The organism is Campylobacter lari subsp. lari (genome assembly GCF_013372185.1).
GTDB classification, from domain to species: Bacteria; Campylobacterota; Campylobacteria; order Campylobacterales; family Campylobacteraceae; genus Campylobacter_D; species Campylobacter_D lari.
The window spans coordinates 1,269,691-1,284,339 of the sequence record NZ_CP053830.1; the positions used below are offsets into that span (position 1 = coordinate 1,269,691).

Annotated in this window: 16 protein-coding genes; 11 read left to right on the forward strand and 5 right to left on the reverse strand. The window is 31.1% G+C overall.

The annotated features are described in order from the left end of the window. Nucleotides 1–137 precede the first annotated feature (137 nt). On the reverse strand, nt 138–734 hold the full coding sequence (locus CLLT_RS06660) for a peroxiredoxin (RefSeq protein WP_012662030.1): 597 nt from the start codon (nt 732–734) through the stop codon (nt 138–140). Between the two features lie 185 nt (nt 735–919). Here CLLT_RS06660 and CLLT_RS06665 point away from each other — a divergent pair, with 185 nt between their 5' ends. From CLLT_RS06665 to CLLT_RS06690, 6 genes are all read left to right on the forward strand, one after another. Beyond that, on the forward strand, nt 920–1,204 hold the full coding sequence (locus tag CLLT_RS06665) for a DUF362 domain-containing protein (RefSeq protein WP_012662031.1): 285 nt from the start codon (nt 920–922) through the stop codon (nt 1,202–1,204). A 142-nt stretch (nt 1,205–1,346) separates the two neighbouring features. Next, nucleotides 1,347–1,760, forward strand: coding sequence for a nucleoside-diphosphate kinase (gene ndk / locus CLLT_RS06670; RefSeq protein ID WP_012662032.1), 414 nt, complete (start codon nt 1,347–1,349; stop codon nt 1,758–1,760). Further along, the gene (locus CLLT_RS06675; protein ID WP_012662033.1) at nt 1,760–2,113 is read left to right on the forward strand and encodes a DUF177 domain-containing protein; all 354 of its coding nucleotides are present in this window, start codon (nt 1,760–1,762) and stop codon (nt 2,111–2,113) included. Before ndk ends, CLLT_RS06675 begins: the two co-directional genes overlap by 1 nt. Nucleotides 2,114–2,127: 14 nt before the next feature. Beyond that, complete coding sequence (gene rpmF, locus CLLT_RS06680) at nt 2,128–2,274, forward strand: 50S ribosomal protein L32 (RefSeq protein ID WP_012662034.1); 147 nt, start codon at nt 2,128–2,130, stop codon at nt 2,272–2,274. A gap of 5 nt (nt 2,275–2,279) precedes the next feature. Then, a complete protein-coding gene (gene plsX, locus CLLT_RS06685) occupies nt 2,280–3,269 on the forward strand; it encodes a phosphate acyltransferase PlsX (protein WP_012662035.1) in 990 nt (329 codons plus the stop codon). Continuing rightward, a complete protein-coding gene (locus CLLT_RS06690) occupies nt 3,256–4,239 on the forward strand; it encodes a beta-ketoacyl-ACP synthase III (protein ID WP_012662036.1) in 984 nt (327 codons plus the stop codon). Before plsX ends, CLLT_RS06690 begins: the two co-directional genes overlap by 14 nt. Nucleotides 4,240–4,255: 16 nt before the next feature. Here the strand turns inward: CLLT_RS06690 and motB are convergent, their stop codons facing one another. Genes motB through polA form a run of 3 tightly spaced genes read right to left on the reverse strand, consistent with a single transcriptional unit; the run spans nt 4,256 to nt 8,425 of the window. Next, nucleotides 4,256–4,990: a flagellar motor protein MotB gene (motB, locus tag CLLT_RS06695; RefSeq protein WP_012662037.1), complete on the reverse strand. Its 735-nt coding sequence runs from the start codon at nt 4,988–4,990 to the stop codon at nt 4,256–4,258. Nucleotides 4,991–4,999: 9 nt separating this feature from the next. Beyond that, on the reverse strand, nt 5,000–5,773 hold the full coding sequence (gene motA / locus CLLT_RS06700) for a flagellar motor stator protein MotA (protein WP_012662038.1): 774 nt from the start codon (nt 5,771–5,773) through the stop codon (nt 5,000–5,002). Nucleotides 5,774–5,785: 12 nt separating this feature from the next. Further along, entirely contained in the window at nt 5,786–8,425 is a 2,640-nt protein-coding gene (polA, locus tag CLLT_RS06705; RefSeq protein WP_074692446.1) for a DNA polymerase I, read from the reverse strand. A 129-nt stretch (nt 8,426–8,554) separates the two neighbouring features. Here polA and CLLT_RS06710 point away from each other — a divergent pair, with 129 nt between their 5' ends. Both CLLT_RS06710 and CLLT_RS06715 read left to right on the forward strand, forming a co-directional pair. Then, the gene (locus CLLT_RS06710; RefSeq protein ID WP_115614002.1) at nt 8,555–9,910 is read left to right on the forward strand and encodes an MFS transporter; all 1,356 of its coding nucleotides are present in this window, start codon (nt 8,555–8,557) and stop codon (nt 9,908–9,910) included. Continuing rightward, nucleotides 9,910–10,914, forward strand: coding sequence for a nucleoside hydrolase (locus CLLT_RS06715; protein WP_041570401.1), 1,005 nt, complete (start codon nt 9,910–9,912; stop codon nt 10,912–10,914). Before CLLT_RS06710 ends, CLLT_RS06715 begins: the two co-directional genes overlap by 1 nt. Here the strand turns inward: CLLT_RS06715 and CLLT_RS06720 are convergent. Next, nucleotides 10,870–11,313 carry a YqaA family protein gene (locus CLLT_RS06720; protein ID WP_012662042.1) on the reverse strand — a complete coding sequence of 148 codons (444 nt, stop codon included), beginning with the start codon at nt 11,311–11,313 and terminating at the stop codon, nt 10,870–10,872. The two genes, CLLT_RS06715 and CLLT_RS06720, sit on opposite strands and share 45 nt — an antisense overlap. Nucleotides 11,314–11,587: 274 nt before the next feature. Between CLLT_RS06720 and trpB the strand changes: the two genes are divergently transcribed. The 3 genes from trpB (at nt 11,588) to CLLT_RS06735 (ending at nt 14,619) form a co-directional block, all read left to right on the forward strand. Continuing rightward, a complete protein-coding gene (trpB, locus tag CLLT_RS06725) occupies nt 11,588–12,763 on the forward strand; it encodes a tryptophan synthase subunit beta (RefSeq protein ID WP_012662043.1) in 1,176 nt (391 codons plus the stop codon). Nucleotides 12,764–12,855: 92 nt separating this feature from the next. Further along, on the forward strand, nt 12,856–13,023 hold the full coding sequence (locus tag CLLT_RS06730; RefSeq protein WP_172461673.1) for a hypothetical protein: 168 nt from the start codon (nt 12,856–12,858) through the stop codon (nt 13,021–13,023). Between the two features lie 9 nt (nt 13,024–13,032). Next, nucleotides 13,033–14,619 carry a disulfide bond formation protein B gene (locus CLLT_RS06735; protein ID WP_012662044.1) on the forward strand — a complete coding sequence of 529 codons (1,587 nt, stop codon included), beginning with the start codon at nt 13,033–13,035 and terminating at the stop codon, nt 14,617–14,619. The last annotated feature ends 30 nt before the right edge of the window (nt 14,620–14,649 follow it).

A 14,649-nucleotide genomic window follows, 5' to 3' on the forward strand; every position in this document is an offset into this window, starting at 1 on the left:
AATTCTATCAAAAAATTATAATAATAATTTTAAAAATTCATAAAAATAAAATATTTTTTTAAAAAATGTAAAATAAAGTGATAGATGTAGAAGTTTTCGAAAAAATAGCAGTGAAGTAAGATTTCACTGCTATAAAATTATAGTTTACCTTCGTTTTTACTTAGATAATCAGCAACACCTTTAGGGTCAGCTTTCATACCTTCATCGCCCTTGTTCCAACCAGCTGGGCAAACTTCACCATGTTCATTGGTAAACAACATAGTATCAACCATTCTAATCATCTCATCAATATTTCTTCCAAGTGGTAAATCATTGATTACTGCATGGCGGATTGTTCCATCAGCATCAAGTAAGAAAGAACCTCTTAAAGCAACTGCCTCTCCAAATAAAACATCAAAATTTCTAGCAATTTGTTTAGTTAAATCAGCTACTAAAGGAAATTTAACTTGGCCTATACCACCTTGATTTACTGGCATATTTTTCCATGCAAAGTGAGAAAATTCATTATCGCATGATACGCCGATTACTTCAATGCCTCTGTCTTTAAAATCTTGATATCTTTTATCAAAAGCAATGATTTCAGATGGGCAAACAAAAGTAAAGTCTTTTGGATAGAAAAATACTACAGCACCTTTTGGTCCTATATTTTTATAAAGATTAAAATCTTCAACTATTTGGTTATTTCCTAATACAGCTGGTGCTGTAAAATCAATAGCTTTTTTAGTAACTATCATTTTTTATCTCCTAATTAATAAATTTTATTTGTAACAAAATAATATCATTTGTAAATTTAAAAATTTATTAATTGTGTAAAATTATCCATAATTTAATTTTATTATCAAAATTAATAGATTTTAAGAATAAAATTAAGACAATTTTGATAATCTTGTGTTCAACATTAATATTTAAGGAGTAAAAAATGGCAGTTAAAATTACTGATATTTGTATAGCATGTGGTTCTTGTATAGATGAATGTCCAGTAGGCGCAATCGTAGATGATGCAAACAATCCTGAGGGCGAAGACAGATATTATGTTTATGCAGATAAATGTGTTGAGTGTGTAGGACACAATGATCAACCAGCCTGTGCAAGCGCTTGCCCAACTGATGGCTGTATTGTGTGGAGTGATGTAGTAGGTGGTCAACCAAGCCGCGACAACATCGGTAGTGATTTAAGAGACGGCTCAACTCCAGTATTTGCTTAATAAATTTTTTATGTAAGTATCTTGACTTCAAGTTACTTACAAACCCTTCAACAATTCTAAATTTTTATATAAATTTAAAGCATTATTTGGTATAATTAGCTCTTTTATAAATATAAAACTTAATTCAATTAAGGGGACGATTTTGGAAAAAACACTTTCTATTATTAAACCTGATGCAGTAAAAAAAGGTGTTATTGGTCAAATTTTAACACGCTTTGAAAGCAATGGTCTAAGAATAGCAGCAACAAAAAAAATACAGCTTTCAGAAAAAGAAGCGCAAGAATTTTATGCTGTACACAAAGACAGACCTTTTTTTAAAGATTTAGTTGAATTTATGATCAGCGGTCCGGTTGTGGTTTCTGTTTTAGAAGGCAAAAATGCAGTATTAAAAAACAGAGAATTAATGGGTGCTACAAATCCAAAAGAAGCAGCTGCTGGTACTATAAGAGCTGATTTTGCAGATAGTATTGATGCAAATGCGGTTCATGGAAGTGATAGCTTAGAAAATGCAAAAATTGAAATAGAATTTTTCTTTTCAAAAACTGAAATTTTATAATGAAAATTGCCTTTGCAAAACTTAGCTCTGTGGCTTATCCTTTTAAACTAGATCTTGATAATATAGTTTTTGAAGGAACTATCACAAAGCTTAATCCAAAATTAGCAAAAATAAAAGCTAATTTTAAAGGATTTGCTTATAGAAATTGCGATCGATGCGGCGATGAAATGGAGCTTGAAATCGATCAAAATATAGAGCTTTTTGCAAGCGATGGAATTTTTAAAGATGAAAATAACACTTTAAGTGATACTATGGAGTTTTTTGACTCTCATATAGATTTAATAGAACTTGCCACAAGTGAGTTACAATCTTATTTAAGTGATTATTTTTATTGTAATAAATGTTTAAATTAATAAAGGAGTAAAAAATGGCAGTACCTAAGAGAAGAGTAAGTAAAACTCGCGCAGCAAAACGCAGAACTCATTATAAAGTTACCTTACCTATGCCTATAAAAGACAAAGATGGTAGCTATAAAATGCCTCACCGCGTAAATCCGGTAACTAAGGAATATTAATAACGATGACAAGCATTGCTATTGATGCAATGGGTGGTGATTTTGGGGAAAAACCTATTATAGAAGGTGTGATTCAAGCTCTAAAAGAGCGTGAATTTAAAGCTATATTGGTAGGGGATCCTCAAAAGCTTAAAACCTTAATACCTCAAGAATTAAACTCATACATAGAATACGAAGAAGCTTTTGATGTATTTGCTATGGATGAAAATTCTACAGATGCACTAAAAAGAAAAGATAGTACTATTTACAAAGCCATAGATTTAGTAAGAAATCAAAAAGCAAAAGCCATTGTTTCTGCTGGACATAGTGGAGCTACTATGAGTTTAGCTACATTAAGGCTTGGAAGGTTAGCAAATATTGCTAGACCTGCAATTGCTACTTTAATGCCAAATATCCATTCAAGAACACTTGTGCTAGATGTTGGAGCAAATGTTGATTGTAAAAGTGAGCATTTATTTCAATTTGCTATTATGGGTGAAGCCTATGCTAAAGAGATTTTAAAAATTGCTAAACCTAGAGTTGCTTTACTATCAAATGGCGAAGAAGAATGTAAAGGAAATGAGCTTACTAAAGAAACTCATCAACTCTTAAAACAACTTCCAAATTTTGTCGGAAATGCCGAAGGTAGAGATATCTTTAATGGTACTATAGATGTATTAGTATGCGATGGATTTAATGGGAATATTTTACTTAAAACAGGTGAAGGTGTAGCAAGTGTTATTACAAAGCTTCTAAAACAAGAAATTCAAAAATCTTTTTTAGCAAAACTAGGCTATCTTTTAGCAAAACCAGCCTTTAATGAACTAAAAACTCATATTGATTATGAAGAATATGGTGGAGCTCCACTTTTGGGCGTAAAAGAATGTGTCATTATCAGTCATGGTAAAAGTGGTCCAAAAGCTATAAAAAATGCTATTTTTCAAGCATTAAATTTCACACAATCAAATATAAATCAAACTATAGAAAAAGAACTTTCTAATTATGAAATCAACTAAAGCTTCCTTAAAAAGTATAGCTTCTTATGTTCCTACAAAAACTCTGAGTAATTTTGACTTAGAAAGAATGGTTCAAACTAGCAATGAGTGGATATTAAGAAGAACTGGTATAGAACAAAGACATATAGCAAATGATGATGAAAACACAAGCGATCTTGGCACTAAAGCAGCTATTAAGGCTATACAAAGAGCTAATTTAAGTCCTCAAGATATAGATGCGATCATCGTAGCTACTTTAAGCCCTGATTATTTTACCATGCCATCAACTGCATGTAAAATCGCTCATAATTTAGGCTTAAAAAATATCACCGCTTTTGATATTTCTGCCGCATGCTCAGGATTTATTTATCTTTTAGAACTTGCAAAATCTATGGTTGAAAGTGGTGCTAAAAAAAATGTATTAATCATAGGGGCTGAAAAAATTAGCTCTATTATGGATTATACCGATAGAAGCATTTGTGTATTATTTGGTGATGGGGCTGGGGCTGGAGTTGTATCATTAGATGATAATTTTCCTATTATAGATACCCATACTGCAAGTGATGGAGAATTTGGAGATTTATTAATGACTCAAAGAGCTCAAAAAAGCAGTGTTTGTTCTCCACTTTCCATGCAAATGAAAGGGAATGAAGTATTTAAAATCGCAGTAAATACTCTAAGTAATGATGTTATTGACATTCTTGCTAAAAACAACATCAAAAGTGAAGAAATTGATCTTTTTATACCTCATCAAGCTAATTTAAGAATTATTAAGGCCGTACAAGAAAAATTAAATTTCAAAGATGAACAATGTGTAGTTACTGTTCAAAAATATGGCAATACCTCAGCCGCTTCAATCCCTATGGCAATGAATGATGCTTATGAACAAGGTCGTTTAAAACAAGGTTCATTGGTACTACTTGATGCTTTTGGTGGTGGTTTTACTTGGGGCTCAGCACTACTTCGTTTTGGTGGAGAAAATAACAAATAGGTTTTTTACTTATTTGTTATTTAAAAGTTCTAATTTGATCCAATACAGACTTTCTAGTTTGATTATCTGAAGAATCTACGCGAATATAAAATTCAACTCTATTGTTTATCTCATCTTCTTTGTTTGCACTCAAAGGATAATTTTCACCAAAACTAACCACTATAAGCTGAGCTGGATTAATCCCTCTAGCAATCAAATAATCAGCCACAACTTGAGCTCTTTTACTTGCTAAATCAAAATTTCTTTTAGGATCTTTATCACTTGCATCAGTATAACCTCTAAGCTCTATTTGAGCTTGTTTTGGCATTCTTTTTAACACTTCACTAATACGCTTTAAAAAATCTTGCACATCAGCTGAATTTATTTCTACACTAGCTCTTGCAAATTCAACTCTTGCAGGTAAATTTAAAACGATATTATTTTCTCTTTGATCTAATGCCGCTTTTAGTTTTTCTATATTTTCTTGTTGAGTGATACTCAATTTTTTAAGTTTTTCAAGCTCTTCAACATTTGCATTAGATGGTGCACTGTATTTATTATGCACTTCACTTTCTTTTTCCAAAGGATTTGAAGCGGTAAATTCAAAAATTTTAACAAATTCAGTTTTTAAAGCCTCGGTTTTAGCAGGATTACTTTCAGAAATCGCCCAAAGAGCGATAAAAAGAGCCAAAAGCAAACTTAAAAAGTCTGCATAAGGCACGGCCCATTTTTCACCCGCTGGACATTCTGGACATTTGTGTTTTTTTCCCATTTTTAACTCTTACTTATCAAATTGAGAAATTCTAGGCTCACCTTGTCCAAGATAGTTAAACAATTTAGCCTCTAAATCTCTAGGGTTAGCTCCCTCTGCAATACTCACTATAGCATGCGAGATAACTATCCTTTCTTTAATGAGCTCATGAGCATTTGCTTTGATTTTATGCCCCCAAGGACCAAATAAAGCATAAGCACCAAAAATCCCCGTTACTGTTGCAGTAAATGCCCCTGCAATACCTGCTGCCATAGCTTGAGGATCATCTAAAAGTTGCAAAGCAAGCATAAGTCCCATAACTGCACCAACAAGTCCCATAGTAGGACAAGTTTCACCAAAACGGATCCAGTATTCCGCACATTCCTTATAATACTCTTCCATTTCTTCTATTTGGATTTCCATGCTTTCTTTAATCTCTTCTACACTCTTACCATCAACCATCATCATCATGGTTTCTTTTAAAAACTCATTATCAATTTCATTAGTTTTTGACTCTAAAGCCAAAAGCCCATCTCTTCTTGCTATAACAGAGTATTCTACAAGTTCAGCTATCCTCTGGCTTAAATTTACCCCTGCACCTTTAAAGGCTAGTTTTAATTCTTTATAAGCTGCTTTGACAAATTTTTTATGAGTTGCTGTCATCGCACAAAAAGCCGCAGTTGGAACCACGATCAAAAACGAACTTAAGTGCAAAACATGCAAAGGATTACCACCCTCTAAAATATCTCCCACAGAAATACTAACAACAGCTAATACCATCCCAAGTATGGTTGAAAGATCCATTAATTATTCTCCTTATTTTAATGTGCCCCAATTTTTGGCAATACTTGATGAAGTTTTTAATTTAACTTTTAATTTTACAATATTTTCCATAATATCACTAGCATTTTTTGCAAATTCATCACAAAATTCATCTTTTACTTCAAAAATAAGCTCATCATGGATTTGCAAAATCAAGCGTTTGTTCTCATCTAAATCTTTTGCAATTTCTATCATTGCAAGTTTTATTATATCAGCAGCTGAACCTTGAAGTATAGAGTTAATGCTTTCTCTTTCATACATTGCAATTTGCATAGGCTTTGCATTTTCAAAGTCAAAATAACGCTTACGGCCTAGTAAAGTCTTTATAAAACCATTTTGCTTAGCTTCATTTTTTACTTTTTCAAAATAAGTTTTTATACTAGTAAAATTCTTAAAATATTTTTCAATATATTCTTTAGCCAACTTTGCTTCGATCTTTAAATTTTGACTTAAAGTTTTATAACCCATGCCATAAATAAGTCCAAAATTAATACTTTTTGCAATGCTTCTGGTATGATAATTACTTTCGCCAAAAATCATTATCGCGGTTTTTGCATGAATATCCTCATCGTTTGAAAACGCTTCTAATAATTTCTCATCTTCACTAAAATGCGCTAGCATTCTAAGCTCAATTTGTGAATAATCAAGCGAGATAAAGCTAAATCCTTCTTTTGCCACAAAGCAGGTTTTATAATCTTTAGCATATTGACCATGCGCAGGGATGTTTTGCAAATTTGGATCTTTTGATGAAAGGCGCCCAGTTGCAGTACCAGTTTGTAAAAAGCTTGAATAAATTCTTGAGTTTTCATCTTTTTTAGCTAATTTTAACAAAGGTTCACAATAAGTCCCAACTAATTTTGCAAGCTCTCTATAGGCTAAAATTTCTTTTATAATAAGATGTTCATCTATGAGATTGTTTAAAACTTTTTCATCAGTAGAATAACCTGTTTTGCTTTTTTTACCACTTGGTAGTTTGAGTTTTTCAAATAAAATATCCCCTACTTGTTTAGGAGAGTTAATATTAAATTTTTCACCCGCTAAATCATATATTTTTTCACTTAGTATTTTTATATCTTGATTAAAATTTTGCATTAAACTTTCAAGCTTTTGAATATCAAGTTTAATGCCATTATTTTCCATCATAATAAGCACTTTGATAAATTCAAACTCACTTTTTTGTGCAAGTTCAAGTAAAGACTTTTCTAAATTTTTTAAAAAATACAGATAAAATCTTAAAGTGATATAGGCATCTTCAGCAGCATATTTACAAGCTTTTTCTACATCAACCCCTGCAAAGCTTTCTCCTTTTTTTACTAAATCTTCAAAATGCAAAGTCTCATAATCAAATATTCTTTTTGCTAAAACATCCATATTTACACGCAAACTTGGCTCTTTAAGCCATGCAAGTATCATGGTATCAGCATAGTTTTTTGGTGGAAGTAAATTAAAATTATTTTTTATAATCTCAAAATCATATTTAAGATTATGACCTATAACCGTGCTTTGATAGATTTTTTCTATGCCCTTTTTAGCCGCTTGCATAGAAATTTGCTTACAAACTCCTAAATAATCATGTGCAAGTGGTACATAAAAGGCTTCACTTTCATGAGAACAAAAACTAAATCCTACTATCTTAGCTTCTTTAGTATCTAAGCCTGTAGTTTCAGTATCAAAAGCAACAATGCTTTGATCATCAATTTTTTCTAAAATGTCAAATAATTCTTTCTCATCTAAAATTAATCTTGCATTAAATCCTAAATTTTTATCTTTATTAGTAGGATTAGTGCGTAGTTTTTTTAATAAAGCATTTAATTCATAATGTTCTAAAACATCCATAATCTTAAGCAAAGGTTCATCTTTTGGATACTCACAATTTAAAAGCATATTTTTCACATCTAAATTTTCATACAAAGAAGCAAGTTTTTTGCTCAAAAAAGCATTTTCTTTGCCTTCAAGCAATAAATTACGACTTCTTTCATTACGCACCAGTGTTAAATTTTCATAAATTCCCTCAATGCTCTCAAACTCATCAAGTAAATTTTTAGCGCCCTTAGCGCCAATTCCTTTTACCCCTGGGATATTATCTGAGCTATCTCCACATAGAGCTAAAAAATCTCTTATTTGGCTAGGTTTTACCCCATATTTTTCTAAACACCCTGCTTCATTATAATCATTTTTTGAAATAGGACTATAAATACTAACTTTATCATCTTTTATAAGTTGATATAAATCTTTATCTTGGGTAATAATTCTTATAAAAATATCCTTATTTTCACACTCTTTAACCAAAGATGCGATAATATCATCAGCCTCATATCCTTCACAAGAAAAACTTGAAAAACCCATTTTTTCTATCATTTGAATGCAAATTGGAATTTGAGCTAATAAATCAGGTGGAGGTGGAGTGCGGTTAATTTTATAATTTGGATCAATTTCACTTCTAAAAGTTTTTCCCTTACTATCAAGAGCAAAAATAATCATATCGCTAGGATGTTCATTTTTCAAACTATAAATAAAATTAGCAAAACCACTAATCATATTACTAGGTTCGCCTTTTGAATTTTTCAAACCCTTTAAAGCATAAAAAAGTCTAAAGAAAAAACCAAAAGTATCAATTATGGTTAAAGTTTTCATTTTTTTCCTATATTAAAAAATAATAATAATTATCGCCCAAAATTATTTAAAAGTCGGTAAAAAGTATTAAATTTCCATTTTAAGCATTTTAGATAAAATTATCATTTTGAAATTTCAAATAAAGGTTTAATCTTGCAAACAAAATCAATCGCGGATGAAAATTTTCAAACTCCACAAGGAAAAAAAGCCTTCAAAAAGGCTGTGTTTTCGTGTTGGCTAGGAACTGCTATGGAATATGCAGATTTTGCACTTTATGGCCTAGCTGCAGCTACTGTTTTTTCAGAAGTTTTCTTTCCTGAGCAAACTCCTGTTATAGCATTATTGCTTAGTTTTGTTACTTATGGTATAGGTTTTATTGCTAGACCTATTGGAGCTTTATTTTTTGGATATTTAGGAGATAAATACGGAAGAAAAAATGTATTGATGAGCACCATTGCATTAATGGGTATTTCAACTACTTTAATTGGTTTTATACCAAGTTATGCAGTAATTGGAATTTGGGCTCCTATATGTTTGGTTATTTTGCGTTTTATGCAAGGCTTTGGCGCAGGTGCTGAGCTTTCAGGCGGGACTGTCATGCTTGGAGAATATGCTCCTAGTAAGCATAGAGGTTTAATCTCTTCTATCATCGCTCTTGGATCAAATAGTGGAACCTTGCTTGCAGCTTTTGTATGGCTTTTAGTTACAAGCATGGATGATGCTAGTTTCAAAGAATGGGGATGGAGAATTCCTTTTATAGGAAGTATTTTTATAGCACTTTTTGCTGTTTATATACGTTTAAATGTAAAAGAAACTCCTGTTTTTGAAAAACAAAAAGAATTAATGCTAAAAATTCGTCATGAAAATGAAGTGCATATGAAAAAAGATGAAAGAACTTTTTGGCAAAAAAGTCGCGCATTTTGGACTATGGTAGGTATAAGAATAGGAGAAAATGGGCCATCTTATCTTGCACAAGGCTTTATAGTAGGCTATGTAACTAAAATTCTACTTCTTGATAAATCAGTAGCCACAACTGCTGTTGTTATCGCTTCTTTGGTGGGATTTTTAGTTATACCTTTAGCAGGATATTTAAGTGATAAATTTGGAAGACGTATTACTTATAGAACCTTTTGCTTACTTTTAATGCTTTATGCCTTCCCTGCTTTTATGCTACTTGATAGTAAAAATGAAATTATTGTAATTTTAACTATCATCGTAGGCATGTCTTTGGCATCTTTAGGGATTTTTGGCGTGCAAGCTGCGTGGGGTGTGGAGCTTTTTGGAGCAAAAAATCGCTATACCAAAATGGCACTAGCAAAAGAATTTGGCTCTATACTTTCAGGGGGAACTGCTCCTATGATAGCTTCAGCTTTGCTTGCTTATTATGGCACTTGGTGGCCAATAGCCTTGTATTTTGTTGTCACTGCAGGAATTGGTTTTATTACAACTTTCTTTGCACCAGAAACTAGAGGCAGGGATTTAAATTTAATAGAAGATGCGATATGATACGCCTTATTTTAGATACTGATATAGGCAATGGAATAGCAGGGGCTAATACGGATGATGGTTTAGCCCTTGGACTTATTTTAGCATCCAAAGAAATCAAACTTGAAATGATTAGCACTTTAAGTGGTAATGTACAAGCTTTAACCGCTTATAGCGTTGCTAAAGATTTATTAAGTAAGCTTAATCTGGATATACCTTTGTATTTAGGCGCTCATGAAGCTTTATATGAAGATAGTAAATTTTGGCGACAAAGACTAGATGATAGTGCTAAAAAATTTAATCTTAGCCATCTTTGGGATGAGATTGAGCCTATTAAAATTTTAGAAAATATCACTCCAAATGCTTGTATAAAAATGGGTGAGCTTATTATGCAAAACCCAGGTGAAATTTCAATTTGCGCTATAGGGCCTTTAACAAATATAGCCATAGCGATGAAGCTTTTTAAAGACTTTGATAAAAATGTGAAAGAAATTTTTATCATGGGTGGAAGTTTTGACATGCCTTATCACATCAAAGATACAAATTTTGGCTTTGATCCTGAAGCTGCTAGTATAGTTTTAAACTCAAGAGCCAAAATCACACTTGTTCCTTATAATGCAACAATGCAAACTATGCTCACACATGAGGATTTAAATGCTTTAGAAAATCAAAATCCTCTTTGTGATTTTTTAGTACAGACTTTAAGAGTTTGGATTAATTATGCAAGCAAAACAAGAGGCACAAATGGTACATGGATACATGATGCATTAACTATTGCTTATATGCTTGATCCCAATTTAGCAAGTTTTGATGAGTATTTAGTAGATGTTATTTGCGATAGTACTTTTGCTAGAGGAAGCACGATAAGATGTTTTAAAGATGCAAAAATGCCTATGAAAAATCATGAATTAAAAAATACTATAAAAGTTTTAAAAGATATTGATAATGCTAGACTTTTAAATCTTTTAAAATCAAGACTTTTAAATGGAATTTGCCATGAAAATTACAAAAATATAACGGCTTAATTTACCCAAGGCTATAAAAATACTTGCTTTTAAAAAAGAATACTTAGCAAATCCAAGCCCTAGCGCAAAAAGATCTCCTACTATGGGTAAAAAAGTAAAAAAAGCATACAAAGAGCCAAATTTTTTAAAATTTGCATTGATTTTTTCTAATTTACATAAAGAGTTTTTAAAATATTTTTCTAGAATTTGACTCTCTCCAAAATAAGCTAACGCATAAGTACTTAAACTACCCAAAGTATTTCCCAAACTTGCGACAAATAAAACCATATAAACATTAAAATCTAATTTCACAAAAGCAAATACAAAAGCCTCACTTGCCATAGGCAAAAGCGTGCTAGAGAGAAAACATACTATAAAAAGTCCTATATAGCTTATGTCATTATATAAAAAATCAAACATTATAAATTTTCTTAGTATTTATTTTCTAAACTGCCATTTTAAAGAATTTTTAATAATAATTATCTTAGAATGTAAAGTCATTTGGCAATTTTTTAAAAGGAAAAACTATGGAAAGGAAAAAATTTTCTAAACTAATTTTAGAATACTCATTTAACAAAGCTTCTTTTTCTTGGCGTTAAGCCTACTACTACATTTTCAATCATTTTTATTTTACTTTTTTAGTTTTAGTTAATCATTTTTGATTTTATATTATTAATCATTTTAAGGAAATACTATGAAAAAATATTATGGAAAATTTGGTGGGCAATTTGTGCCAAATGAAGTAAAAATAGCACTAGATGAAGTAGAAAAAGCTTTTTTAAAACTCAAAAAAGATAAAGATTTTAACGCAGAATTAAAAGAACTCTTAGCTAATTATATAGGAAGACCCACACCCTTATACCATGCTAAAAATTTAAGCAAGCTTTATAATCATGAAATTTATTTAAAAAGAGAAGACTTAACTCACACAGGAGCTCATAAGATCAATAATGCCATAGCTCAAGCCTTAATGGCAAAGAAAATGAATAAGAAAAAAATTATCGCAGAAACTGGAGCAGGACAACACGGGCTTGCAACAGCTACCGCAGCAGCCCTTTTAGGACTTGAATGTGAGATATTTATGGGAGCTATTGATGTAAAAAGACAAGCCTTAAATGTCTATAAAATGGAGCTTTTAGGGGCAAAAGTTCATGCAGTAGAAAGTGGAAGTAAAACTTTAAGCGATGCAGTAGATGAGGCTTTAAAGTTTTGGGTTAAAAATACCAAAGAAGTATTTTATGTAGTAGGAAGTGCAGTGGGGCCTTATCCTTATCCACAAATTGTTACGCATTTTCAAAGCATTATAGGTAAAGAATGCAAAATACAACTTAGAAAATTAAACAAAAAAGTAGATTACATCATAGCAGCAGCTGGAGGTGGTAGCAATGCTGCTGGAATTTTTCATGCATTTTTAAAAGATGAAAAAGTTAAGCTCATAGGTGTTGAAGCAGCAGGTTTAGGAAAAGATACACCTTATCATGCAGCCACACTTACTAAAGGTAAAGAGGGTATTATCCATGGTATGAAAACTAAGGTTTTACAAGATAATAAAGGAAACATTGCTCATACTTTTAGTATCTCTGCTGGGCTTGATTACCCCGGCATAGGTCCTTTGCACGCATATTTACAAGAAAGCAAAAGAGCAAGTTATCATGCTATTAGCGATGATGAGTGTATTAATGCTTTAAAATTATTATGTAAAGAAGAAGGTATTATACCCGCTATTGAAAGCTCACATGCATTAGCTTATTTAGAAAAACTTTGTCCGACTTTAAAGAAAAAAAGTGTGATAGTTGTAAATCTTTCAGGAAGGGGTGATAAAGATATGCAAAGTATTTATGAATACAAAAGAGGTGAAATTTATGGTTAGCTTATAAATTCCAATAACTCCTTATTTTTTAAGATAATTTTTAACATTTTTTTAATAAAATTTTATCAAATATAAATAGAAAAGGAGTTAATATGGAATTTAGCATATTAGTTTTACTGGCAATTTCTATATTGTTAATTTTAATTAAACCAGAAAAGGAAAAAATGATTTTTGGCATTTTTCTTTGCGGCGCATTGCTTAATTACTTCATGTATTTAATCGCAAGTTTTGACTCTATAATCCCTAGTGGTAATTGGTAGGGAGCTAAAATGAATACTTATTTAAATAAAAACGATCAATATTTTTACCTTTTCATGAGTACTGCTGTTTTACTTATCTTAGCAATACCTGTTGGATTTGCTAATATGTATTTAGGATATTATCACAATGAATCACCTTGCACACTTTGTTGGTTTGAGCGCATTGGTATGATAATTATTGGTGTTCTTGGTATGCTAATTTTAAGATATGGGCCTCAAATAAAATATATTGTTTGTGTGTTTTTATTTGCAGGTTATGGAATTTATATGGGAATACGCCATACTGCAAGTTGGTGGCAAAGAGATATTGGAATAGGTCTTGGCGATAAACTAGTTGGGGCTCATACTTATACTTGGGCTGTTGTTGTTTATTGGTGCGTTGTAGTTGTGATGGGACTTGCTTTACTTTTTATAAGAAAAAATAGTTCTATGATGCAAGATTTAGTAAATGAAAAAATATCCGTAAAACCACTTAATGGCTATTCTAAATTGGTTATTATACTTTCTTTTATAGTAGTTTGTTCAAATGCCTTTCAAGCTTTAATTATCAATGGAATTCCTCCATATACTGGTAAATCAAATCCTGACCGTATGACTTTTGATATGAGCATTATGAGTAAAACTTGGACTACAGAAGTTTGGACAAGAATTACTAAATTTAATCTTCTTGGAAAAAATGTACCTGAAAATGTATATATAAAAGATATAATCGAACCAAAAGATTTAATTATAGAAAAAGATCCTTCAAAGGGTGCATTTGAATTAAGCAAAAGCTTACAAAACTTAGAAACAATAGAAATCAATATTCCTGAACTTGCAAAATACAAAAACATTAACGCATTAGCATATGACAAAACTAATGATGAATTTGCATTGGTAAGTAATGAAATGGCAGTTTCATATACTAAAGATTTTAAAAGCTCAAATGGCCATGTGCTATTTGATAAAACTAATGGTAATGATATGAAATATATAGTTGATGCAACATTTATAGGCGATAAATTTGTAATTGGAGCTTTCAATAAAACTTTTAGTGGAACCCAAAAAACAGAAAAAGAAATCGACCCTATGCTTGAATGGCAAACTTTTAAAGAAACAAGCGGCGGAATCTCTCCTGCGTTTTATACGAAAAAAAATGAGTGGTTTGAACCATCAAGAAAGTATATTTTAACGATTAGAGCGAAGCAAAATTATGTTCACTCTTATGCAAATGATGGAGAATTTTTATATTTAATTACTATTCCAAATAAATTTAGCAAAAAACTTATTCTATCTTATGCTAGCACTAAAGATTATTTATTAAGTGGAGAGAAAATAATCAGCGTAGATGAAAATTTAAAATTAAAAGATGGTAGGGATGTTAACGATTATTACATAGTTGGCGCAGAAATTGACAATGGCAAAATGCTTGCTTTAAGTTTACGCTATAGCACCTTACTTATAATTGATTATAAAAATGCAAAAATAACAGATGCATACGCTATAAGCGGACTTGATAATCCAAAATCTTTAGCCATAAAAAATGATATTATTTATATCTTAGATCGCACAAATGACAAAAAAGATGTAATAAAAACCTATAAAAATCCTTTATAATTTTTCCTGCCTTTTGGCAGGAATTTAATA